The organism is Rhizobium sp. WSM409 (assembly GCF_057653825.1).
In genome coordinates, this window is sequence record NZ_CM172794.1 from 2,378,750 (window position 1) to 2,401,292 (window position 22,543).

At 60.2% G+C, this 22,543-nt stretch carries 19 protein-coding genes; 8 read left to right on the plus strand and 11 right to left on the minus strand.

Annotated elements, in window-relative coordinates:
• Positions 1 to 13: 13 nt before the first annotated feature.
• The 5 genes from AC25BC_RS11950 to AC25BC_RS11970 all read right to left on the minus strand — a co-directional run bounded on the left by AC25BC_RS11950 (position 14) and on the right by AC25BC_RS11970 (position 4,995).
• The gene (locus AC25BC_RS11950) at positions 14 to 970 is read right to left on the minus strand and encodes a DUF2950 domain-containing protein (RefSeq protein ID WP_017994393.1); all 957 of its coding nucleotides are present in this window, start codon (positions 968 to 970) and stop codon (positions 14 to 16) included.
• Between the two features lie 20 nt (positions 971 to 990).
• Positions 991 to 2,358, minus strand: a complete 1,368-nt coding sequence (locus tag AC25BC_RS11955; RefSeq protein ID WP_128438402.1) for a DUF3300 domain-containing protein — start codon at positions 2,356 to 2,358, stop codon at positions 991 to 993.
• Positions 2,359 to 2,450: 92 nt separating this feature from the next.
• Positions 2,451 to 3,476: a DUF2955 domain-containing protein gene (locus tag AC25BC_RS11960; protein ID WP_128438401.1), complete on the minus strand. Its 1,026-nt coding sequence runs from the start codon at positions 3,474 to 3,476 to the stop codon at positions 2,451 to 2,453.
• On the minus strand, positions 3,466 to 4,572 hold the full coding sequence (locus AC25BC_RS11965; RefSeq protein ID WP_128438400.1) for an HlyD family secretion protein: 1,107 nt from the start codon (positions 4,570 to 4,572) through the stop codon (positions 3,466 to 3,468). Before AC25BC_RS11965 ends, AC25BC_RS11960 begins: the two co-directional genes overlap by 11 nt.
• Before the next feature lie 165 nt (positions 4,573 to 4,737).
• Positions 4,738 to 4,995, minus strand: coding sequence for a hypothetical protein (locus AC25BC_RS11970; RefSeq protein WP_128438399.1), 258 nt, complete (start codon positions 4,993 to 4,995; stop codon positions 4,738 to 4,740).
• A gap of 146 nt (positions 4,996 to 5,141) precedes the next feature.
• Here AC25BC_RS11970 and AC25BC_RS11975 point away from each other — a divergent pair, with 146 nt between their 5' ends.
• The 6 genes from AC25BC_RS11975 (at position 5,142) to AC25BC_RS12000 (ending at position 12,483) form a co-directional block, all read left to right on the plus strand.
• Complete coding sequence (locus AC25BC_RS11975; RefSeq protein ID WP_128438398.1) at positions 5,142 to 6,962, plus strand: adenylate cyclase; 1,821 nt, start codon at positions 5,142 to 5,144, stop codon at positions 6,960 to 6,962.
• Between the two features lie 143 nt (positions 6,963 to 7,105).
• Positions 7,106 to 8,521 (plus strand): alpha/beta hydrolase, encoded by a 1,416-nt coding sequence (locus tag AC25BC_RS11980; protein ID WP_012757865.1) that lies wholly within the window; start codon positions 7,106 to 7,108, stop codon positions 8,519 to 8,521.
• A 50-nt stretch (positions 8,522 to 8,571) separates the two neighbouring features.
• Positions 8,572 to 10,728: a mechanosensitive ion channel family protein gene (locus tag AC25BC_RS11985; protein ID WP_012757866.1), complete on the plus strand. Its 2,157-nt coding sequence runs from the start codon at positions 8,572 to 8,574 to the stop codon at positions 10,726 to 10,728.
• Between the two features lie 54 nt (positions 10,729 to 10,782).
• Complete coding sequence (locus tag AC25BC_RS11990) at positions 10,783 to 11,187, plus strand: hypothetical protein (protein ID WP_128438397.1); 405 nt, start codon at positions 10,783 to 10,785, stop codon at positions 11,185 to 11,187.
• A gap of 106 nt (positions 11,188 to 11,293) precedes the next feature.
• Entirely contained in the window at positions 11,294 to 11,941 is a 648-nt protein-coding gene (locus AC25BC_RS11995; RefSeq protein ID WP_012757868.1) for a MarC family protein, read from the plus strand.
• A 341-nt stretch (positions 11,942 to 12,282) separates the two neighbouring features.
• On the plus strand, positions 12,283 to 12,483 hold the full coding sequence (locus AC25BC_RS12000) for a hypothetical protein (RefSeq protein ID WP_012757869.1): 201 nt from the start codon (positions 12,283 to 12,285) through the stop codon (positions 12,481 to 12,483).
• A gap of 186 nt (positions 12,484 to 12,669) precedes the next feature.
• Here the strand turns inward: AC25BC_RS12000 and AC25BC_RS12005 are convergent, their stop codons facing one another.
• On the minus strand, positions 12,670 to 15,462 hold the full coding sequence (locus AC25BC_RS12005; protein ID WP_128438396.1) for a DEAD/DEAH box helicase family protein: 2,793 nt from the start codon (positions 15,460 to 15,462) through the stop codon (positions 12,670 to 12,672).
• Between the two features lie 467 nt (positions 15,463 to 15,929).
• Here AC25BC_RS12005 and AC25BC_RS12010 point away from each other — a divergent pair, with 467 nt between their 5' ends.
• Positions 15,930 to 16,949, plus strand: coding sequence for a GlxA family transcriptional regulator (locus tag AC25BC_RS12010; protein WP_003540607.1), 1,020 nt, complete (start codon positions 15,930 to 15,932; stop codon positions 16,947 to 16,949).
• A gap of 113 nt (positions 16,950 to 17,062) precedes the next feature.
• On the opposite strand, the gene AC25BC_RS12015 is transcribed toward AC25BC_RS12010, so the two are convergent.
• Positions 17,063 to 18,394: a diguanylate cyclase gene (locus tag AC25BC_RS12015; protein WP_012757871.1), complete on the minus strand. Its 1,332-nt coding sequence runs from the start codon at positions 18,392 to 18,394 to the stop codon at positions 17,063 to 17,065.
• 186 nt (positions 18,395 to 18,580) lie between these two features.
• Entirely contained in the window at positions 18,581 to 19,411 is an 831-nt protein-coding gene (locus AC25BC_RS12020; protein ID WP_012757872.1) for a response regulator, read from the minus strand.
• 347 nt (positions 19,412 to 19,758) lie between these two features.
• Between AC25BC_RS12020 and AC25BC_RS12025 the strand changes: the two genes are divergently transcribed.
• Entirely contained in the window at positions 19,759 to 20,742 is a 984-nt protein-coding gene (locus AC25BC_RS12025; RefSeq protein WP_128438395.1) for a squalene cyclase, read from the plus strand.
• Here the strand turns inward: AC25BC_RS12025 and AC25BC_RS12030 are convergent.
• From AC25BC_RS12030 to AC25BC_RS12040, 3 genes are all read right to left on the minus strand, one after another.
• Positions 20,728 to 21,279 (minus strand): TetR/AcrR family transcriptional regulator, encoded by a 552-nt coding sequence (locus AC25BC_RS12030; protein ID WP_245459802.1) that lies wholly within the window; start codon positions 21,277 to 21,279, stop codon positions 20,728 to 20,730. The genes AC25BC_RS12025 and AC25BC_RS12030 overlap by 15 nt on opposite strands.
• A gap of 79 nt (positions 21,280 to 21,358) precedes the next feature.
• The gene (locus AC25BC_RS12035) at positions 21,359 to 21,862 is read right to left on the minus strand and encodes a DinB family protein (protein ID WP_128438394.1); all 504 of its coding nucleotides are present in this window, start codon (positions 21,860 to 21,862) and stop codon (positions 21,359 to 21,361) included.
• Positions 21,863 to 21,994: 132 nt separating this feature from the next.
• Positions 21,995 to 22,519 (minus strand): DUF6428 family protein, encoded by a 525-nt coding sequence (locus AC25BC_RS12040; RefSeq protein WP_017994409.1) that lies wholly within the window; start codon positions 22,517 to 22,519, stop codon positions 21,995 to 21,997.
• Between the last annotated feature and the right edge of the window lie 24 nt (positions 22,520 to 22,543).

Genomic DNA, 22,543 nt, shown 5'->3' on the forward strand with positions numbered 1-22,543 from the left:
ACGCGCACCGTGTTCAATCGGCAGTCACGTCCCAATTGTCACCCGGATTGAAGGTCCTGACGCCAGCAGCTATTTTTTCGGTCTCCCGGCCGAGATCGGCCTGGTAGACCGTGCCGTTCGCGTTCACGACGAAGGTGTGCACGCCGGTTTCGCCATATCGGATCGGCCAGGCGATAAGGGCAAATCCTGCGATCATGTTGCCGTTGATCACATAATCGAACTCTCCGCCCGCGATGTTCGGCCCCTGGCTGTCGATGATCCTGTAGCGATAGCCGTAATAGCCCTCGCCGGCCTTGGCCTTATCAAGCGCCGCATTGTCTTCGAGGGCATTGCCCGCCGGGCTATCACCCTCGCCGAGATCAGGCGACCAATAGAGACCATCGGTTTTGCCGTCGCTGCTGATCAGTTTCTGGGCATACTCCAGGACGCCGTCATCATCGTGGTCGGCGGAAGAATATTCCTTTTGGGCGTCGACATAGGCCTGCATCGTGTCGATAGTCTGCAATTCGTTCTCGCCAACGCGACGATTGATGATCTCCTCGAACCCGGCATAGGTGTCGAAACCCCATTTGCCATCGTCGCCCTTCACGATCGGAAATGGCAGAGGCCATAATTTGTCGCCGATCTCGATGATCTTGCGGTTATCGACGTCCTTGACGACGATCTTCTTGCTTGTGCCGTCCCGGATCTGTGCGTAGGTGTCCATCACCCCTTCGCCTGCTTTCGCTTTCGCTGCATCGATGCCCAGCAGCGCCGTAAACTTATCGAAATCATCAGCCGCCAAGGCCGCCTTGAAAGCGTCGATGGCCTGTTCCGGCGTCTCGAATACGGGCGGATCGCTCTGCGCGGCGAAGCCCGAGATGACGGTCGCATCGGATGGCTCCGCTGCAGATGTGGAAACCGGATTGGTGGCGAGAACCGCAAAAGCGAACACCGAACCCAGAAGCATGTTTCTGACTGATCTGGTCATGACTTTCCTCCTTCTTCCGGTTATCGACGACGGCCGCCGCCACCACCGCCGCGGCGGATTTCTCCACGACCGCCACCGCGATTGCCGCCGGCCATGGCCTGTCTGCCGCGGTTGGACTGCATCTCAGCGCGCCTGCCGCTATCGACCTGGCCGAGTGCCGACGGCTTTCTCGGCCGGCTGTCGACCCGGGCCGCGGGCTTCGGCTTTGCGACCGGGCGTTTGGCGTTGACCCCGGGCCTTGCGTTTTCGGCAGCCCTGTTCGGCGTCCTTGCCTCGGGCCTGCGGGTCTGCGCAGCCTGCGCTCCCTTCCCGCCCCCGGAGACCACTCCCGAATTGCCTGCCTTGTTGCGAGCAGCATTGACCCTGTCCGCATCGATCTTGCTCTTGCGGACATCGTTGACGCTGACTTTGCGTGGCTGGTCGCGGACCGTGTTCGCACGGTCGTTGCCTCTTGCTCCGACCCTGTTGTTGCCGTTCGCCTCGATACTGGTCCGGAAGGAGCTGCGGTCGATCTTGTTGAACTGCGCACTGTCGAACCCGATCTTGCTGCGGTCGACGTTTTTCCAGTCGACGTCGTTGATATTCACTTTGCCGTTGATGTTGTTGAAGCAGTTGTTGCAGTCGATATCAACGTTGCCGTTCCAGCGCCCGCCCCATACACCCCAACGGTTCCAGTCGACGGCAGCCGCCCACACTGCTCCCGTCACCACGCCGGCAAAAAAGGTGGCGGTCGGATAGTAGTAGTTCGGATAGGGCTCGGAATAGTAGCCGATCGGCGCGGCCACATAGTTCGGTTCATACAGCATCTCCGGCGCATACTGCGGAACGTAGATCTTGTCGGGACTGGCGGAGACGATCACCACATTGTCGTTCTCCTGGCTGACCTTGATCTTGTCGTCGCTCTTGATGATGCCGTCGGCGACCGCTTTGTCGCGCAGTTGCTGTATGGCGATCAGAACGTCCTTCTGCTGGTAGGAGAGCGCCTCTCCGAGAGACTGCGTCCAGTCCAGATCCTCGCTCATCATCGTGACGATCTGAGGATAGTTCAGCAGCGATACGATGCTGCCGTCCCACGTCGTCTTCGGCTTGAGCTCGGGCTGCTTCTTCAAGGTTTCGAGAAACCGGGCTGCTTCCACGACCTGCAGAGGATAGAGCGACGCCGATGTGACGAGCGCGACCAGTTCGTCCGGATAAAGTGCAATCCGCGCTACCAGGATTTCGAGTTCGTCCTCGCTCAGCGGCGCCGGCGCGTCGTCTTCCGCCGCGACGGGACTGGAAGCGGCAGGCTCCTGCGCGGCGGCGATCGGCATCGGATGTGGCGAAAACGGGAACCCTGCAAAAGGCAGGAACAGGCACGTGGCGATTAACAATGCATGAGGTCTAGCCATCTCAAATCCTCCTTGCGGTCAGACATGGTGTGTAGGCTGCCGGCTTTAGTATATTCACATATACTTACATTCATTCCAGTGGCGAGGAAATGTCATGCCGATATCCTCTTCGTTTCCCTCGTCCGCGGCCACAGGATGACGGCAAACAGCAGCGCGTAGATCAAGGCCGCTGCGACATAGACGATGCGGGTCGCGAAGGATTCTGCAGCACTCCCCGGCAGAGGCGAGACCCCGAGGCCGAACAGGATCAGGAAGGTTGTCAGGGCGCCGGCAAAAACCGGGGCGTCCTTCGAGCGACCAGCCGCGCGCCCTCCGATGAGGAGGACGACGACGAGAACGATGAGGAAGATCGAGAAAAGATTGGGGCGCAGCGATAGCGCGGCATAGGCAACGGAGGCGAGCACTCCGCCGAACAGGTTGACGAGCACGAGCCCGATCGCCACTCGCGCACTCGCGGCAACGTCGAGCTGCCCGAGCAGCGACGCCACGGTGATCGGAATGACCGCCGCAGCGGTCAGGTTGTCGCTCGTCAGGCAGATCACGACGGAGCCCAGAAGGATGACCGTGTTTGCCAGCGCCCGACCCAAGGCCGGCGGCCGCTCGTCGATCGCCACCTCAACCTCCGGGGAGAACGGCTCGGGAAAGACCGCATGGGCGAACCACATCAGAGCCGTGCCGGACAACACCCCGGCGACCAGGATGGACAGGATGGAATTGGCGAGCTCCTTGTTCAGGATGCCGAGCAGAGGCACGATGATCGAAACGACGAGCACGAGAAAGACCGCCGGTCCTCCCTTTCCCGTCGACTGTGCGGCGAAGCACGCAAAATAGGTCAGCCCCAGGATCAGAAGGAAGGGCGCCGGACGGGCGCCGAGCACGTTGGTCAGAACCATCATCGCCATCCCGACGATCAGGATGATCATCGCCGCGCCGATGGTCTTTCCGAGCGGCATCGGCCGCGAACTTCCGAGCAGAAACTGGGCGGCAAAGAGCGGACCGAGGAAGGGCACGATGGCGCCCGCATAGACTGCGAGCGTAAAGCCGATCGAGACCGCGAACGCAACCCGCAGCCCCTTGCGTTTCTGCTCCTCGACCGCGGGGCTCCTCTCAGCGGACATAGGTCAGCACCGACATGATGCGGATCCAGAGCGATCCCCAGGCATTGGTGACCGGGTTGTCGCCGGTGTAGATGACGACGGTCGCCTGCGATCCGTAGCGTACGCCGCCCTTGGGCCTCTGCGCCTCCTCGATGATGAGCCGGACTGGAAACCGCTGCGGCTCCTGGACCCAGCCGCTATCGCTCCGGATCGTCGGCAATCCGGTGTTCGGGTCCGTGCTGCCTTGCGATACGCCGAAACCAACGCTCTCGACTTGCGCCGGAAACAACCGGCCGGGAAGCGCGTCGAAAAGGACTTCCGCCCGGTTGCCGACTGCCACCTTCTCGAGGCTGTTCTCCTTGAAGGCGGCGGTGATCCAGATCGTTCCGACATCGATAAAGGTCATGGCTGACTGTCCGGCCGACACGACCTTACCGGTTGTAAGTTGGAGGTTGGTCACGACCCCGGCCGAAGGTGCCTGAACGGTGGTCCGCAGCAGATCGAGTCGTGCCTTTTCGAGCGCGGCCAGAGCTGCCCGGAGCTGCGGATTGTCATTTCCACTTGGCCCGAGCTGCTCCTTGGCCTTGGCCAACTCAGCCTCAGCACCGGTGACGGCCGCCTCTGACTGACCGAAAGCCGATTTGATTGAATCAGCCCGCGCTTTGGAATACACGCCCCTCTTTTCCAGCTCTGCGGCGCGCGCAGCTTGTTCGCGAAGATTGTCCCGATCGACCTGGGCCGTTACAAGCTTTGCCTGTGCCGCATCGACAGCAGCCGTTGACGCGCCCATTGACTGGCCGACACTTGCAAGGCTCGCCTCGGCCTCACTGACCGCGAGTTCATAGCGCTCGGGATCGATACGAAAGAGAATCTGATTGGCCTCGACGCGCGAATTGTCGGCGACGCCGACTTCCACCACCCGGCCGGTGACTTCGGGCGCGATGCCGACGATATAGGCCTGGACCTGAGCCTGCGAGGTCGATGGCGTGCGCCGCTCCATGAAGATGGAGAGAACGAACAGGGCGAGCGCCAAAAGGACGATGATGAGTGCTATCCTGCGGAGTGGATTCCGAGGCGTTGGGGAAATGGCAGGCTCGTCCAAATTTTCGGAAACCACGGCAATATCCTTCGGAGGCGTTTCGTTTCGTGGAAGCGCAAAGTTTCAGCGCGCAAAGTTCAGCACTGGACGTGTGTCGCGATGGTCGTTGCCGGGCGATGGAACGCAAGTAGGTAACCGTAACATACGCCTTGCGATGACTTGCCGCCGGCCTGGTTGCACGCATCAGCGAGCGGTTGGCGGTACCGAGGCGTCAAGCGCGCCCTCTATCTCCTTGGAGAGTTCGGCGATCAGCTCCTGGTATTCGACGACGCGCTCGTCGCGTTTCGGATCGGTCGAGACGTTCCATTTCTGCAGCGCCGATTGGGCGTCGGCAAAGTCCCTGCAGATTTCCCGAAAATCCTCACTGCGGGCAGAGAGATCGTCGATCGCCTTGATCCTGGCTGGAAACTGCCGACGGACTGCGGTCACGTCTTCGTCCATGGTCCACTCCTTACCGGCATTCGAGACGTCGCCACCGCAACGTGTGCCAGATCCCGATCTTCATGGACGACGATCGGTTCGTGGAGTATGTTACCGTAACATACGGTCTGGCAGCGATGTGACTCCACGGGGGATTGGGGACAGACATGCAGACATCGATACCAGCAGAGGGGTCTGCTGCACCCATTTCTTCAAGGCCGGCGCCTCAAGCCGACGATATCAGCGAGCAACTGGAACGTGTCGTCTCCAGCCCTGAATTTCCGGGCGTCGGTCGCGCGGCAGCGTTTCTCCGCTATGTCGTCTCGGAAACCCTCGAGGGTCGGGGCAACCGGATCAAAGCCTATTCGATCGCGATCGAGGTGTTCGGCCGGGATCCCGGCTTCACCCAGGACGATCCGGTGGTCAGGATCGAGGCCGGACGGCTGCGGCGGTCGCTCGAGCGCTATTATCTCGTCGCCGGGCAGCATGACCCTGTCAGGATCGACATCCCCAAAGGCGGATATGTTCCAACCTTCGCCTGGTCCTGTCCGGAGTCAGCCGAAATTGGAGACGAAGACGCTGGCGAAACATCGCCCTCTGAGGTCCGCCCCGGAGGCTGGTGGCGCGCAAGGCGGGTGTTGTTGCCGGGTGCTGCTGCGCTCGCTGCGGTGACTATTTCGCTCTATTGGATCGGGACGCGATCTCCCGCTCCGTCGCTCGAACGCGTTGCAAGCCTGTCGCCCGATCGTCCGGCCCTCGTGGTCGCTCCCTTTGCCAATCTCGGCGAAGGGCCGGAGGCACAGCTCTACACGGCTGGCCTGACCGAGGAACTGATGACCATCCTGCCACGGTTCAAGGAGATCAAGGTCTTCGGCCGCGAAACGTCCAAGTCCCTCCCCGCGGATGTGGGCGCATCGGAGATTCGGGCCGAATTCGGCGCACGCTACCTCCTTGCCGGCGGGGTACGCACGTCGGGCAAGCGTCTTCGTGTGACGGCGAGACTGCTCGATACCTCGGACGGCGAGATCCTCTGGTCGGAGAACTATGACAATGATCTCGCATCGGGAGACCTGTTTGCGATCCAGACGGATGTCGCCAGAAAGGTCGCGACCGCCATCGCCCAACCCTACGGGGTCATGGCACAGATCGACTCCGCCGGTCCGCCGCCGGACGACCTCGGCGCGTATGAGTGCACGTTGCGCTTCTATGCCTATCGTTCGGAACTGAGCGCCGAAGCGCATGCGCGCGTCCGGGATTGCCTAGAAGCTGCGGTCGCGCGGTTTCCGAGCTATGCGACCGCCTGGGCAATGCTGTCGATCGTCTATCTCGATGAGGACCGGTACAAGTTCAATCCGACACCAGGCCAGGATTCGGCCATACAGCGCGCACTCGATGCCGCCAGGCGCGCAACGCAGATCGATCCGAACAATACGCGCGGACTTCAAGCGCTGATGACGGCGCTGTTCTTCGACAGGCAGCTGGCTGAATCACTTCGTGTGGGCGAGCAGGCGCTCGCCACCAATCCCAATGACACCGAACTGATGGGCGAGTTCGGAACGCGGCTTGCGATCGCTGGCCAGTGGCAACGTGGAGCAAGCCTGCTGGACCAGGCCATCGCGCTCAATCCAGGCAGCGGCGGCTTCTACCACGGAACGCGAGCCCTGGCCGCCTACATGCTCCGCGACAACCACACCGCCGTGCTGGAGATCAGGCAGGCGAACATGCAGAAGTTCCCTCTATTCCATGTTGTTGCCGCCATCATCTACGCAGAAGCTGGCATGATGGACGACGCCCGCCGGGAAGGACAGGTGTTCGTCGGCATGCGACCAGACTTCCTGCCGAACATTGTAACGGAACTCGCAATGCGCAACATGCAGCCCGAAGATCGCGATCGTCTGATCGAAGGACTTCGCAAAGCGGGGATGACGGTGCCCGATCCCGACGCAATTGCGTCGACTGCCGCCACCTCGGACCTGCAACCTCGCTGATACTGTCTCCCCGACCGTAACATACCCGATCATACGGGCACGCCATCTCGTCTTCGCATAGTCTGACCTCAGTGCCGACTTCGACCGCCGCGGCGTGCGGCGTCGAGGCCCGTACAAACTTGACAGGGCTATGAGGAACGCCAGTGAGCACAGCAAAATGTCTTGACGGCCGAATTCAACCAAGCCCTTCCCTAGCGCAATTCCAGCAAAAGTGCGCAGCGGTTTTGCGTCCGGAATTGCGTGAAAACAAAAAGACAGAGCATTTCCGTGGCTCGGAGAAACTAGGTAATGCTCTGGGTTTGAAATGGATATCGGCTCTGCTGCTGCTCTGCGCATTGGCCGGATGCGGCGGCCACCCGAAGAACGTGCTCATCCCGGTTGCCGATAGCGCGCCGAACGCCACCAAGGTCGCCATGCTCGTGACCACGACGCGCAGCCGCTCCACGATCCAAGGCGAAATGTTCACGGGCGAACGCGCACTCGCCCCGGCCTTTGCCGACATCACCGTATCCATCCCGCCTGCGAACGTCCGCAAGATCGGCGAAGTCGCCTGGCCGAAAAGGCTTCCATCCAATCCGGCAACGGACTTCGCAACCTTGAAAGCCGAGGAGATCACGCGCGACGACGCCAAGAAATGGCTGAGCGCCTCTGTCAGGAAGAGCCGCGACCGCAGCGTGCTGGTGTTCATCCATGGCTTCAACAACCGTTTCGAAGATTCCGTCTATCGCTTCGCTCAGATCGTCAAGGATTCTGGCGTCCACAGTGCGCCCGTGCTGGTGACGTGGCCGTCGCGCGGAAGTCTGCTCGCATATGGCTATGACAGGGAGAGCACCAACTACACGCGCAACGCATTGGAGATGCTCTTCCAGTATCTCGCGAAGGATCCAGAGGTGAAGGAAGTCTCGATCCTGGCGCATTCGATGGGGAACTGGCTGGCGCTGGAAGCGCTTCGGCAGATGGCGATCCGCAACGGCCGCCTCCCTGCCAAGTTCAAGAATGTCATGCTGGCCTCGCCCGACGTGGATGTCGATGTCTTCCGCCAGCAGATCGTCGACATGGGCAAGCAGCATCCGAATTTCACCCTGTTCGTTTCGCGAGACGACCGCGCGCTCGCGGTTTCCCGCAGGGTATGGGGCGACGTCGCCAGACTCGGCGCCATCGATCCCGAGCAGGCCCCTTTCAAGAAAGAGTTGGCCGACAGCCAGATCACCGTGATCGACCTCACCAAGGTCAAGGCGGGCGACAGGCTGAACCATGGAAAATTCGCGGAATCGCCCGAGGTCGTTCAGCTCATCGGCGCTCGGATTTCCGACGGCCAGACGCTGACCGACAGCAAGGTCGGGCTCGGGGACAAGATCCTCGCCGCGACGACGAGCACGGCGGCGGCGGCGGGCAGCGCCGCCGGCCTGATCCTTGCCGCCCCGGTCGCGGTCGTCGATGCCGACACCAGAGATAATTACGCCGGCCAGGTCAGCGGCCTCACGGGTCCCGTGGGTACGCGACCGAAGGCGTCCGAGTGCACTGCCGCGGGCCGATCGAAGGAGACATGCAGGCAATAGCGCTTCAGCAACCGGCAGACGCAACAGCTTCATCGAGATCAGGATAGACGATGCCTTTACTTTCCAAGATCCGCATGGTCAGGCCGCTTGTCATCGGGGCCACCCTGGCATCCATTCTCCTTTGTGCCTCCATTGCCGTGGCGCAGAGCGCGACGCCTGCGAGCCCGCAGCCTGAAAGTGTCCAGCGCTTTATCGGCATGTTCTCGGATCCGGATGTCCAGCGCTTCCTGCAGCAGCAGTCGGAAGCTGCCAAGGCCGTGACGGAACCGCCCGTCGCAACGCCGAACGCCGACCCTTCATTCTCGGAATTTGCGATGCGGTTCCGTGTCCACGCCTCCGGCCTTCTCGGGGCTATCCAGTCCTTTCCTTCGGAGACGATGCGTGGTGCGGCCATACTCGACCAAGACATCCAGGCGAACGGCGGGACGCGGCCGATCTTCCTGGTCGCTGCCTTCGTCGCCGTCGGTCTGGCCGCGCAATGGCTGTTCTGGTGGATCAGCGCCGGCTGGCGCTCATGGATGGCACGTGCACCCTATGCGACGGTTCTGGAAAGAGTGACCGCATTGACTGCGAGGCTTCTGTGGGCGGCATGTTACGTCCTTTCGTTCGGTCTCGGCAGCATTGGCTTCTTCCTGCTGTTCCAATGGCCGCCAGTCATCAGGGAGATCGTCGTCGGGTACCTCTTCGCAATTGTCGTCTTCCGTCTGGCGAGCGCGCTTTTCGACGTGTTCCTGGCGCCGCGGGCGGAGGAAGGGGGTGGATTTCGTGTCGTCCCGATCACAAGCGATACCGCCGGCCACTGGGCAAAACGCCTGGGCTATCTCGTCGGCTGGTATGCCTTTGGCTGGGTGAGCATCCGCCTGCTCGGTACTCTCGGCTTTTCGGTCCCGGCCCGACAGCTCGCCGCCTATTCTCTCGGCCTCGTGCTGCTTTTCATCGGTATCGAAGCCGTCTGGAGACGGCCGTCTCAATTGGCTGCCGGTCAAGCGAGCCGGATCGGCCTGCGGACGCGGAACTGGCTCTGGACAGTCTATTTCGTTGCCGTCTGGCTGTTGTGGGTGGTCGGCGCCATGAGGCTGTTCTGGATCGCCGTGGTCTGTGCCGCCCTGCCCGGTGCCATCGCCCTCACCAAGGCGTCGGTCAACAATATTCTGCGCTCTTCCACGGACGAAGAGGACGGCCACAAGAAAGGCACCGTCGTCTCGGTGATCGTCGAGCGCGGCATCAGGGCGGCGCTGATCGTCGGCGCCATCATCCTGCTTGCCGATGCGCTCGATATCAGGCTGACGCAAATGACGATGCAGGATTCGCCGCTTCTACGCCTCGTGCGTGGCCTCCTCAGCGCCGGGATCATTCTTCTGGTCGTCGATCTTGCCTGGAGCGTCGTGAAAGTGCTGATCGATCGCAAGCTCGGCGACACCGAGGCCGTCCTGGAAGTCGGTAGCGAACGAGAGCGGCGGCGCACGCGTCTCAGAACACTCCTACCGATCCTTCGCAATTTCCTGATGATCCTCTTCAGTGCCGTCGCAATCATGATGGCACTGTCATCGCTGGGGGTCGAAATCGGTCCGCTGATCGCAGGCGCCGGCGTGGTTGGCGTCGCGATCGGCTTCGGGGCGCAGACTGTTGTCAAGGACGTGATCAGCGGGATGTTCTACCTGCTCGATGACGCCTTCAGAGTGGGAGAGTATATCCAAAGCGGCAGCTACAAGGGCACCGTCGAGTCCTTCAGCCTGCGATCCATCAAGCTCCGGCACCAGCGCGGCGCGGTCTACATCGTGCCCTTCAGCGAGCTTGGAGCAGTCCAGAACATGAGCCGCGACTGGGCGATCGAGAAGATGACGATCACCATCACTTACGATTCCGACATCGAGAAGGCCCGCAAGATCATCAAGAAGATCGGCCTGGAACTGTTCGAGGATCCGGAGTTCAAACCGACGACGATCGAGCCGTTGAAGATGCAGGGGATAGACAGCCTCGGCGACTCAGGCCTGCTCCTGCGGATGAAGGTCATGACACTTCCGGGCCAGCAGTTCACGCTGAAGCGGCGGGCCCTGCGGATGATCCATGAGGCGTTCAACGAAAACGGCATTAAGCTCGCCGTGCCGACTGTCCAGGTCTCGGGCGGCAGGGACGACGCTATTGCAGCCGCTGCCCAGCAGACGCTCGCCGCTCACAACGCGGCCACCGCTGCGGGCCCGGCCTGAGGCCGGCGCTTTTAGGCAATGAAACGAAACACGAGAGCAATGGGAGGAAATGAAATGAAGATCCTGGTCATTCTATCGCACATGCTTGCGACACTTGCCGTCATGATGACGGTCAGCGCGCCCGTCCTCGTTCCCGCAACGGCCGAAGCCGCCCGTCGTGGCGTGGCGGCATGCGGTCCGAGAGGCTGTGGCGCCGCAGCCTGCGGACCACGCGGATGCGCTGCGGTCGGACGCCGAACCGCTCCAGTCGTTCGCCCGCCCGTCCGGCGTGGCGTCGTGGTCGTCGCCCCTCGCCGCTATTGGCGTCCAGGGACCGCCATCGCCGCAGGTGCTGCCATCGGTTTCGTCGCCGGAGCTGCCGCCGTGTCCTTGGCAGGTACGCCGCCACAGTCCGGTCAATGCTGGTATTACACCTCGCCCGCCAAGACGACAGGCTTCTGGGACGTGTGCCCGCGCTGAGTGCTCGCAGAAAGACCGGCGAGTTCGTTTGGTTCTCTTCGTCACTATCCTCCCCCAGCTGGGGAGGGTCTCAATTTCCGCGTCACAAATTTAGAGGGCACGTTCCATGGATTTCACAGTCATCGATGCCGCACTCGTCGGAAAACTTCTCCTGCTGCTTCTGATCGGCATGGGGCCGAAGATTGCCCTGGTGCCGTTTCTGGAAAAGACCCACGCCTTCGATACCCAAACCAAGGTGCGCATCGGGCGCCAGATGGTTATGATCGCCGTTGTCACGGCCCTGATCCTTTTCGCCACCGGCGCTCTGCTGATGCGGCTTCTCCACATCACGGGCGGCGCCGTCGCCGTCGCCGGCGGCATCATCCTCGCGCTGATCGCGATCAAGATGGCATCAGGACCGATAGAGAAGCCGCATGACGACATTGCGGCGCCAGTCGATCCAGACAAGCTGGCCGTATTTCCGCTTGCGGTCCCTTACCTGCTCAATCCTGTCGGCATTACGGTCATCATCATCGCCTCCGGTGAAGTCGTCTCGATCACCAGCGCGATACTCGTCATTGGCCTGATCCTGATCGTCGGCGCGTTGGACTATCTGGTGTTCACCAACATCGACAAGCTCGCCAAGCGTATGAAGCCGGTCACCATGATCGTCTCGGAGGTGGTCTTCGGCATTCTGCTGACCGCAGTCGCAGTCCAGTTGATCGTCGTCGGGCTTGGCAATCTCGGGATCATCACCCCGGGCGCGGCACACTAGATCCGACAATTTTCGGCCGGACCGACCTAAAATTTGAACCGGGACTCTAAATCAAGAAATAGAGCGTGATGTCGTCCGAAACCGCTCACGCATCTCGGCATCATGTTTAGCTGCAGATTTGCGATCCCCCTGCACGGAAAGCCGGGGGATTAAGCTCGATGACAGGCTGCAAAGGTGCCATAGACGGCCGGCGGGCACGCAACGATCATTCAATATCTCTGATGTTATCCATAAGTTCTATTCGTTTGAATGATGAGTTTTCAAGGCCCATATTAGGATCATGGACATGGACGAACCTCCCATTGACGACCATGCCCTTGACCCTAGAAAGGAACCGGAAAATGACCACTCTCACCTATCGCGGTGGTGGTAAGTCCCTCACCTCCAGCGAAAGCCGCTTCGACCTGGCAGATTATGCCCGTAAGCTTGTGCTCGCCTGGACGCGCTGGCAGACGGCCCGCGAAATCGAAGCTATGCCCTTCGACATTCGCAAGGACATCGGCTGGCCGAGCACGGACGACAACAAACACCGGACCATGTAATGAATGCGACATTCCTCCCAAGATAAGGGCGGCGCCTGCCTCGTGCAACGCCACCTTTTTCTTCTTCCGAATTCCCGAATCTGCTTATCGATTGTCGCTCGCCTTTCCGGCATTGGATGGCCCCGCAACTGCATATCAGGCGCAAACGCGCCGCGGCAGGTGGGAGCCAGCATCAGGCTTTCCCAATTACTCCCACCGGCTAATTCTATCGGTTTTCCTTGTAAACGCAGAAGCGAATGACTTCGCGCGGAATTGGAGCAGTTTCAGGCGACCCTGGGCACTGCGCGTGTATACAAGTTCCGAATAACCGACGTAACGATGCCACAGCTGGGCGAAATATATGGCATCCTCCCTTTTCCGGCCGATGATCGACGGGACTGCATGATAATCCACCCGGTTCAGCCGCCAGAATTTTGACGACCTGACGAGAATGTAGCGGGGATTCTGTGGGGGAATGAGGACTTCCCGTAGAGCGTCGAGAAAGCGGGACCGCTCAATTGTCGTGGCACCCTCAAGCCGGCAGTAAATCATGCCGTTTTGGTCGAGCGTCGCCTCGACACTCACTTTTCCCAATTCGGTCCTTATGACGCCCATATGATGCAGCGTCTCCAGAACGGTTATTCCCACTTGCTCCATGCTCCCTTCCAGGGAGCCGTTCCGCAGCAGCAACAGACTAGCTTTGAGTGCACCCGGCAAGCAGAAGATGGCCAGTATTGCGAACATAACGAACAGGACCAACTCCAGTTGTTGGAGCGATCGGATGTGCGTAACGCGAAAGCTGTGCAAAAATCCGTTCAAGATCATGCCGGCGAGCGCGGCGCTGTGCGCAAACAGAAACTTTGTCGTATTCCAGTTAACTAGCCCCTTAGGGGCATAGTTGCTCTCCAATGTTTCTTGCATCCTCGCAACGGCGCGTTTGCTGTGCAGCGCGCTATGCCAGCGGAATTTCAGTGATTTGCGGTCTGCAGCCCTCCGTTCCATCATTTTGTTGATGTCATCAACACCGCGCGCATTCCATTTGGCAGTACCCAGCATCAATCGTTGAAAACCGCTTTGGATCAGCGGAGGCTCGCCGAAGGACAAAGCTTCAAACGCGTAAAATCGGCGTTTTAGCGCATCGACGTCGCTGCCCAGGTCTATTGTCATGGTGTCATAGGGATCGGGCGCTTTTCTGTCGGTCGATTTCCTCCCGAAGCGCAGCGGTATTCTCTGCTCGAGCTTTTCAGGGTCGATGACCGCCAGATGCCAGACGTTCGCGGCCTTCTGAGGGCTTCGAGGATCGATGCGAATGGCACGACCGCGCATCTGATTGGAGAGCACGTATGATCCCACCGTACTTGCCAGGATCAAAGTGTTTACGGACGGTGCGTCCCATCCTTCACCCAGCAAAGCTTGGGTGCCGACCAGGACCGTGATCCCGCCGCGACTGAACAGTTCAGTGATCATATGGACAATATTGCGGCTCAGCTCGCCGCCAAGTTCCACGCTCAGAAAGCCGGCATCGAATGCCGTCTGTTGATAACGGATATGTTCTGCACCTATACCAAGACGGTCTGCGATCTCGTCAAGAATTCCTTTTGACCCCGCCGGAATGACAACCAGACTCCCGGTCAGAATTCCAAGCTTGAGATCAAGTTCGGACCGCCGCAGCGTCTCGAAGATTGGCACGACGCCCATTCTCTCGATGGGCTGAAGGTCCGCGAGGGCAGTGGGCAGCGCATCCTTCCTTATATAGTCGGAAAGGATAACCATACGGAGTTCGTCACGCATCGACGCGCTTTCGAGCCGGGTAATATCGACGATCGCTTTTAGCTTGCTCGCGCTTGATACCAGCAGCTTCTGAACCGATCGTGGATCAGTCAGTCGCACTCTGCTGTGCTCCACTGCCCTAATTTCCCTCAGCCTGTCTTGCTGGCAGCGGATTGCCTGTTCAGCTTCTTCGAAATCATTGCGATAGGTGTAGATAACGCCGTTCAGCAATACCTCTATCCATTGAAGCGTCAGATCCGGTATTTCACGCACCTTGACGCCGAGAATGTCGAGAGTCGACTGCGGCAGGTCGACATATTGGGAATTCAGGAAGATGAGCATGCTGGAGAAAAAGCGTGCATCGTCCAGTATATGCTCCACATTCTCGATCGGCTGCGTAATCCATGGATGGCGCAGAATTGCCTCTTTGAATTCTGCACTCTCAAGCAGCGTTTCAATGAAGTCTCCGATCTGCGCGCGAACCTCGGCCAGCTTCTGTGCTTCCAGCGCACTCGGCAGGCTGAAGTGGACATAATCCTGATGCGGGCAAAGATCGCCTTGCAACACAAGTTCCGGCACGGAAATTTCACCGTCGATCGGCCCGCAAAGCGCCTGATAGCGGTCCCATTCCTGAGGATCTACATCATAAGGAGGCGTAGCTGTCAGCGCGACGACAGTGGGTTGGCCTAGTGCTTCCTTGAGCATCATCAGCGCCTTCCACCACTCGTTTCTAAGATGGTGCGCTTCATCGAGCACAAGGGTGCGAACCTTCTCCTCGCGCAGCTTCGCGATGATTTTCTTTCTCGCCTTCTCCGTTTCCTGCTTGCCTGGTTCGCCGGATTCCGCCCCGTCGCTGCCCTCCTCTTCACCGTCGAGGACTTCTTCTTCGGACGGATGGCCCGAGAACGCCGCATGCAGAGCTTGATAGGTGATGATCGTGACGGTTCCGGGCGCTCTCACATCGTGGGAAATCCACTCCGGTTCCGCAAGGTCGGGGGGCAGGAACATCGTGCGCAGCCGATGCGCCCATTGGTCCCGGATGGTCTTGCTCGGAGCCAGAATCAAAGTCGCCTCGCCGAGCCTGCACATCACTTCAAGACCTAAAACCGTTTTACCGGAGCCGGGTGCCGCGACAATATGCAATCCGTCATCGCCGATGAGATTTGCAAGATCATCAAGTATCTTCTGCTGATATGCTCGCCACGTGCCCTGAAAAGCGAGGTCCTTCATTCAATGCTGCCTTTTGGATTAAATGCGACGAGTCGTTGTGGAAGCTCCGACTAAAATACTCTTCAGGAAACACTGCACCATCTTGGCGTGGGTCATGCAGCGCCAGTTATGCTTCCCGCATGCCTTTTGACGAAATTTCAACGACAGCGCAATGAACATCAGCTGGCTGTAATGAATGCGACATTCCTCCCCAGATAAGGGCGGCGCCTGCCTCGTGCAACGCCGCCTTTTTCGTGGCCTGATCGTCCATTCCTAAGCCATTTTCAACATTGAATTTCAGTCGTCTATGAGCCTCTCTTTTGCCTTGCCCGCAGCCGTTCCCACGGCTTGATCGGCCAAATCGCCGGCGATGTCGCATATTTGCTCTTCCCGGCCGCATTTTTCCATGCCAGTGTCGCTTTCAGGACATCGGCGCGACGCATTCCGCGCGACGAATGTGTCATCGCCCCTCGAGCATGGATTTCGCTATGAACAGGATGCAGATCAAGAAGCGTTCGGTAGTCTTTTTTATGGTACCGCAATTCACCATGCTGCCCTTTTCGGCGGCCGTGGACACCTTGCGCATCGCCAATCGCATGCTCGGCTATCAGGCCTATACCTGGCGGCTGACATCCGTCGACGGGGAAAAGGTCTATTCATCCTGCGGCATCGGCGTCGAGGCAAATTCCTCGCTCGCCGAGGAGCGCCGTCATCTCGGCGGCGAAAATCGGCCGGGCATGGTGCTCGTCTGTTCCGGTATCGATGTCGAGCAGTTCAACAACAAGTCGGTCAATGCCTGGTTGCGTGAATGCTACAATCGCGGCGTCGCCGTCGGCAGCCTCTGTACGGGCGCGCATGTGCTTGCCCAGGCCGGCCTCCTGAACGGCAAACGTTGCGCCATCCACTGGGAAAACCTGCCGGGCTTTTCGGAAGCCTTCCCGCAGGCGGAGGTCTATGCCGATCTCTACGAGATCGACGGCAACCTCTACACCTGCGCCGGCGGCACCGCCTCGCTCGACATGATGCTGAACCTCGTCGGCGAGGATTTCGGCGAAAGCCTTGTCAACCGCATCTGCGAGCAGCACCTGACTGACCGCGTGCGCAACCCGCACGACCGCCAGCGCCTGCCGCTGCGCGCCCGCCTCGGCGTGCAGAACGCCAAGGTTCTGTCGATCATCGAGTTGATGGAAGGCAATCTCGCCGAGCCACTGTCGCTGATCGAAATCGCCGACGGCGCCGGCCTCTCCCGCCGCCAGATCGAACGGCTGTTCCGCCAGGAGATGGGCCGCTCGCCGGCCCGCTACTATCTGGAAATCCGCCTCGATCGCGCGCGCCACCTTCTAGTGCAGTCCTCGATGCCGGTCGTCGAGGTCGCCGTCGCCTGCGGCTTCGTCTCCGCCTCGCATTTCTCCAAGTGTTATCGCGAACTCTACCATCGCTCGCCGCAGCAGGAGCGCGCCGAGCGCAAGATGACCATGGCGACCGCTCGCCAGGCGGTTGCTGCTTGAGACAATAAGACGGCCGTCGCCGCTTGAGACATTAAAAAGCGGATCTCGCCTGACGCGAAAGATCGTCGCCGCCTGAGACTAAGGGCGGCGGTTTAGCCCCGCCCCGGGAGGCGCTACTGGGCCGCCTCTTCCGTCATCTTGGCGTCGGAATAGACCTGGTTGCGGCCCCTGTGCTTGGCCATGTAGAGAAACTGGTCGGCGGCGTTGAGGTAATTTTCGAAGGTTTCGTAACCGGCGATCTCGGCGATGCCGATCGAAATGGTGACGCCGAGTTCCTCGTCGTCGGCCGTGACCTTCAGCCGTGAAATGTCCGAGCGGATCTCGTCGCAAAGCTTGGTCGCGGCAGCGGAATCCATCTGCGGGAAGAGGATGGCGAATTCCTCGCCCCCGAGCCGCGAGAGAAGATTGTCGCTGCCTTCGAAGATCGTGAACAGCCTGTTTGCGACAGCCTTCAGCACCTTGTCGCCGATCTCGTGGCCATAGGTGTCGTTCAGCCGCTTGAAATGGTCGATATCGAGAATAGCGACGGAGCTCGGCACCTTCAGCCGCAGGCACTCGTTCACCAGCTTCGGGCCGTTGTCGTAGAAATAGCGGCGGTTATAGAGGCCGGTCAGGTAATCGCATGCCGCCGCCGCCCTCAGCTGCCGCATCTGCGCCAGCGTTTCGGCATTGTTGGCGATGCGGCATTGCAGCTCCTCGGCGACGAAGGGCCGGTAGACGAAATCGCTGGCGCCGGCCTTGAGGAAACTCGCCGAAAGCATGCGGTCGTTGGAGGAGGAAACGCCGATGACACGCAGCCTGTCCGAACCGAAACGATGGCGGATGCGCCGCGTCAGCTCGTAGCCGCTCATATCGGGCATGTGGTGATCGGTGACGACGAGCTCGATATCGCTGTAGGCCTCGAGCGCCGCCAGCGCCTCAAGCCCGGAATTTGCCTCGACGACGAGATATTGCTGTGCCTTCAGCAGGTCGACGAGCACCTGGCGCGCCGAGACGACATCGTCGACAACGAGCACCCGCGTCTTGCGATTGGAGATCGCCCGCCGGACGGTGGCAACCAGATTGTCGAGTGCGAATTCATTGTCCTTCAGCACGTAATCGATGACGTTGCGCTCCATAATCCTGTTGCGCGTGTTGAGATCGAATGTCGCGGTGAAGACGATCGCCGGGATATCGTGCTCGATCGTGCAGTCGAGCGCTTCGCCATAGGGCGAATCCGGCAGGTTGAGATCGACGACGGCCATAGTGTAGCCGTGAGCGTCGTCGGCAAGTTCCTTGCGAAGAGCCTTCAGCGACGGGCATGATTTGACGGCAAGGCCCAGCTCCGTCTGGAACCGGTGACAGAGCACGGCGGAAAACATCCGGGAATCTTCAACCAGAAGTATTTTGAGCCCGCCGGAGCGTAACCCGATGCCATCCCGCAGAAAATCCGCTTGAAAAGCCACAGCCGCTATTCCCCCATGCGTCTGACGGGCACGACTCGGCCCTCTCCCCGGCGGGGACGATAACCGAGAGACCTGTGCGCGTGAAGGGGACAAATAATGGCGCTGTTACTTGTAATTGCAAAAATTCGACGACTGTCCCCGACCATCATTTCCGCCGCCCTGGCGACACCGATACTGGAAGGGTCGTCAGGCAACCGCCCGCTCCTTACGCATCGATTGAATTTGCAGCAGCGTATCGAGGTTCTGGTTGACGCGGCAGTAGAACTCCTCGTCGATGAAAGGACGCAGCATGAAATCATTGCCGCCGGCCTTCAGGAATCGCGCCGAAAGCAGCCGGTTCGAGGAGGAGGAAACGCCGATGATGCGCAGCTCGTGCGAGCCGATACTGGCGCGGATGCGCCGCGTCAGTTCGAAGCCATCGATGTCGGGCATGTTGTAGTCGGTGATGACAAGGCCGATATCGCGGTTGGCCTTCAGGATCTCCAGCGCCTTGCCGCCACTCTCGGCGACGCTGACACGGAAATTGTAGCGCTTCAGCCGGCTCGACAGCAGGGCGCGCGCAGTCGCGCTATCGTCGACGATCAGCACGTGGTGGCGATGATTGGTGAGGAAGCGGCATATCGATTCCGCCAGCAGGTCGACGGCGAAGATATTGTCCTTGAGGATATAGTCGACGATATCCTTGGCCATCAGCTTGTCGCGCATGTTTTCATGGAATGTGCCGGTGAAGACGATGGTCGGGATGGAGAGATCGACCAGATATTCGAGCGCTTCGCCGTTTTCGGCGCCGGGCAGGTTGATATTCGAGATCGCCAGCGTGATCGGATCGGAAGACTTGTCGTAGGAAACCTGCAGATCCTCGAAGTTGCGGCAGATCTCGACATCGATGTCGAACAGCTCCTTCAGGCGTTTGCTGATCATCGAGGTGAATACGTTGGAATCTTCCGCGACAATAATGCGCGCACCCGCAAACATTTCCCCGGAATATTGCATCCCCGAAATACCTAGAAACGCCATAGCAAACCTTTGATGTAAAATCTGTCCCCGGATCAAACTGATACATCAATTGATTTGAGTAATTATTAATCGGCGCGCCTGGATATAAATGAAGAGGCGGCCCGATCGAGCCGCCTCCGACTTCTTTGCGGATATGATTAAGAAATCGGGCGCGAAGCGCCGCATTCTCGGCATCGAAAAGGCTTTCGCCGACAACCGTCGCATTATAGGTCGAACCGAGGTTTTGATCTTCAGCTTCGTGCCTTCCTTGGCGTAAGCCGGCCGCCGACGAGCCCACCCGGCTGGCACCGCTCGGCCGAAGCGATTATAAACGAGCCATCGACCCCGACCCGCCGACAGGTTCGCCCATGATCCAATCCGACACGGTGATCGAATGGCTTCTCGACTCCGACCCGTCGATCCGATGGCAGGTGATGCGCGACCTGCTCGATGCTCCGGAGCGGGAGTGGATGACTGAGCGGGCCAAAGTCGAGACCGAGGGCTGGGGCGCCAGGCTGCTCTCCTGCCAGGATGAGGACGGGCAATGGGCAGGCGGCGCCTTCCTGCCCGCCGGTTTCGACCCGCGCGAGTGGAAGCAGCGTGGCCAGCCGTGGACGGCCACGACCTTCTCGCTGTCGCAATTGCGCGAGTTCGGTCTCGATCCCGCCTGCGATTGCGCCAGGCGCGCCGTCAAATTGATCGGCGCCAACGCCCGTTGGGAAGAAGGCGGCCAGCCCTACTGGGAAGGCGAAGTAGAGGAGTGCATCAACGGCCGCACCGTTGCCGATGGCGCCTATTTGGGGATCGACGTCTCGCCCATCGTCGACAGGCTGGCCGGCGAGCGTCTCGACGACGGTGGCTGGAACTGCGAGCGGATCAATGGCTCCGTCCGCTCGTCTTTCGCCAGCACCATCAATGTGCTGGAAGGTTTGCTGGAATACCAGAGATCGACCGGCGGCACGCATCGGTCTCGAGAGGCGCGCAGGACGGGTGAGGAGTTTCTGCTGGCCCGCAACCTCTTCCGCCGCCTTGGCACCGGCGAGCCGGCCGACGAACGCTTCCTGCACTTCCTACATCCGAACCGGTGGCGCTACGACATTTTGCGCGCGCTCGACTATTTCCGCGCCAGCACAATCCTGACCGGCGCCGACCCCGATCCGCGCCTCGGTGAGGCAATCGACCACCTTCGGTCCAGACGCTTGCAGGACGGCAGCTGGCCGCTCGACAACAGCCCTGCCGGTCGAGTGTGGTTCGAGGTCGATGACGGGCAAGGCAAGCCCTCGCGGTGGATCACGCTCCGGGCGATGCGGGTGCTCAGATGGTGGGATGCCCAGCTCTCAATCAATGCCTGACGGCAATCCCAGCCCACGTAGGAAATGCCCCTCAAGCCCCCGCAGCAATTCGGCGCGGGCCGCGGGCGTCTCACCGATGCCGGGCTGATTGACCACACCGTGCAGGGCGTTGAACAGAAACACCGCCGTAAAGCGGGGATCACTGACCGACCAGGCATTCTCGCCAGCACCAGCGGCAAGCAATTCGTTCAGATGGTCGATCAGGATGTTGCGCGAAAGCCCCTCCCGCGTTGCAGGAGGAGCCGCCACGAAGGCGAGATGATGCAGCCCAGCCGCGTCGAGATAGCCAGTGGCGCATGCCGTCGACCAGGCCGCCAGCTTCCCGCGCCAATCCTCATACCGCAGTCCTTCGACCGCCGCGACGATGCCATCCAGCACGCCCTGCAAGAAGCGGGCGCGCAGCGCCTGGAGAACATCGGCCTTCGAGGAAAAGTGCAGGTAGAAGGTGCCCTTGGCGACCCCCGCCCCGGTCGTGATCTCCTCGATCGTGGTCTGCTCCAGGCCCTTTTCCAGAAACAGCCGCTCAGCCGCGGTCATCAGCTCGTCGCGCCGTTCTTCGGGTGGCTTGGTTCTCGGTTTTGAAACAGGATTGGCCGGCGGCAAGACTGGTCCACTCTCATTGACGGCGCGCGGGATCGGTCCTGTGCAGGTAGCCGGTAAACACGTCGCGCATTGCGGTGCTCTCGATATCAGGCAGCAGGCGACCGACTTCACCGCGATGATAGCCGGCATGCGTCACCACATGGGCCAGCATCTCCTCGCGGGACATGCGCCCGCGTCCGCCATCGGTGAAGGTGAAGTCGACGACCTCCTCCATTTCCTCGGGCGTTATACGCGAGGTATAATCGATATACCAACGATCCGTATCCCGGATATCGGAGGACAACTGTGCCAAGGGCGGCGCTTCGCTGCTCCAGCGCGCCGCATAGGAGTGATCCAGCCGTTGAAGATTGGCGGTGAAGATGCGATCGACGAGATGGGCGTGATTGAACACGCGAAGGGCCGATCGGAACTCATCGGATCGCGCCTCCACGCCGAGCGCGTTCAAGGCATCGAGTAGCTCGTCGTCGACGCTGGCTTTGTATTGGAACAGAGAGTTCAACAGGGTCTGCGCGCTCATGGCAATCTCCGGGCATGAAACGGGTGGCGCCGGCATCAAACCGGCAGCCTCCATCTACATCACTGACTGGTGGTCAGTCAATACGATCCCGATCTCTCTGCCACCTGCCCTGCCGCGCGTTCTTATGTGTCGTTACGCGCAGCAGCCGCTCGCTGCCGCTTGCGGCCCACAGCAGGCCGCCGCCTTGCTGTTCTCCTCTGCCAGCCATCGGTCGCGCGGCTTGCAGCTTGACGGCCGCGGCGAAAGCGCAACATGGACGGCGCCGGCACGGAGAACCGGCATCGCTGCGCAATAAAGCTGCATTGGCCGCACGCCGTCGCTGACTTCGAAGGTCAGCTTCGCCGAACCATCCAGTTGCACATGATCGGAAACCTTGCGGATGATTGCATGGAACTTGCCGGCCGGCATATGCGTGCGGTCGCCTTCCTCGATATCCCAGAGCTGGATGAAGATTTCCGCCCACGCTTCAGGATTGGCGCCGCAATCCAACGCCGAGAATTGGCCCGCCTTGACCTCGGTGACATGATAGCCAGGCTTTACCGCCTTGCCGTCGTAATAGAAAATCAGCGGAGAATCCTTGGCGCCGGTAAGCACACTGAGCAGCAGGCCGAGATCGATTTCGTTCTCTTGAATTTTGCTGTTGTCGATGACGTTCATTTGCGCTAATCCTCGTTTCAATGA

Bases quoted from the DNA above. Each gene is read 5' to 3' on its own strand.
- AC25BC_RS11985 (WP_012757866.1), top strand. From the start codon at position 8,572: ATGCCTTTACTTTCCAAGATCCGCATGGTCAGGCCGCTTGTCATCGGG.
- AC25BC_RS12025 (WP_128438395.1), top strand. From the start codon at position 19,759: ATGATCCAATCCGACACGGTGATCGAATGGCTTCTCGACTCCGACCCG.
- AC25BC_RS11995 (WP_012757868.1), top strand. From the start codon at position 11,294: ATGGATTTCACAGTCATCGATGCCGCACTCGTCGGAAAACTTCTCCTG.
- AC25BC_RS11975 (WP_128438398.1), top strand. From the start codon at position 5,142: ATGCAGACATCGATACCAGCAGAGGGGTCTGCTGCACCCATTTCTTCA.
- AC25BC_RS12030 (WP_245459802.1), bottom strand. From the start codon at position 21,279: ATGACCGCGGCTGAGCGGCTGTTTCTGGAAAAGGGCCTGGAGCAGACC.
- AC25BC_RS11990 (WP_128438397.1), top strand. From the start codon at position 10,783: ATGAAGATCCTGGTCATTCTATCGCACATGCTTGCGACACTTGCCGTC.
- AC25BC_RS11960 (WP_128438401.1), bottom strand. From the start codon at position 3,476: ATGTCCGCTGAGAGGAGCCCCGCGGTCGAGGAGCAGAAACGCAAGGGG.
- AC25BC_RS12000 (WP_012757869.1), top strand. From the start codon at position 12,283: ATGACCACTCTCACCTATCGCGGTGGTGGTAAGTCCCTCACCTCCAGC.
- AC25BC_RS12040 (WP_017994409.1), bottom strand. From the start codon at position 22,519: ATGAACGTCATCGACAACAGCAAAATTCAAGAGAACGAAATCGATCTC.
- AC25BC_RS11950 (WP_017994393.1), bottom strand. From the start codon at position 970: ATGACCAGATCAGTCAGAAACATGCTTCTGGGTTCGGTGTTCGCTTTT.
- AC25BC_RS12020 (WP_012757872.1), bottom strand. From the start codon at position 19,411: ATGGCGTTTCTAGGTATTTCGGGGATGCAATATTCCGGGGAAATGTTT.
- AC25BC_RS12005 (WP_128438396.1), bottom strand. From the start codon at position 15,462: ATGAAGGACCTCGCTTTTCAGGGCACGTGGCGAGCATATCAGCAGAAG.
- AC25BC_RS11955 (WP_128438402.1), bottom strand. From the start codon at position 2,358: ATGGCTAGACCTCATGCATTGTTAATCGCCACGTGCCTGTTCCTGCCT.
- AC25BC_RS11970 (WP_128438399.1), bottom strand. From the start codon at position 4,995: ATGGACGAAGACGTGACCGCAGTCCGTCGGCAGTTTCCAGCCAGGATC.
- AC25BC_RS12035 (WP_128438394.1), bottom strand. From the start codon at position 21,862: ATGAGCGCGCAGACCCTGTTGAACTCTCTGTTCCAATACAAAGCCAGC.
- AC25BC_RS12010 (WP_003540607.1), top strand. From the start codon at position 15,930: ATGAACAGGATGCAGATCAAGAAGCGTTCGGTAGTCTTTTTTATGGTA.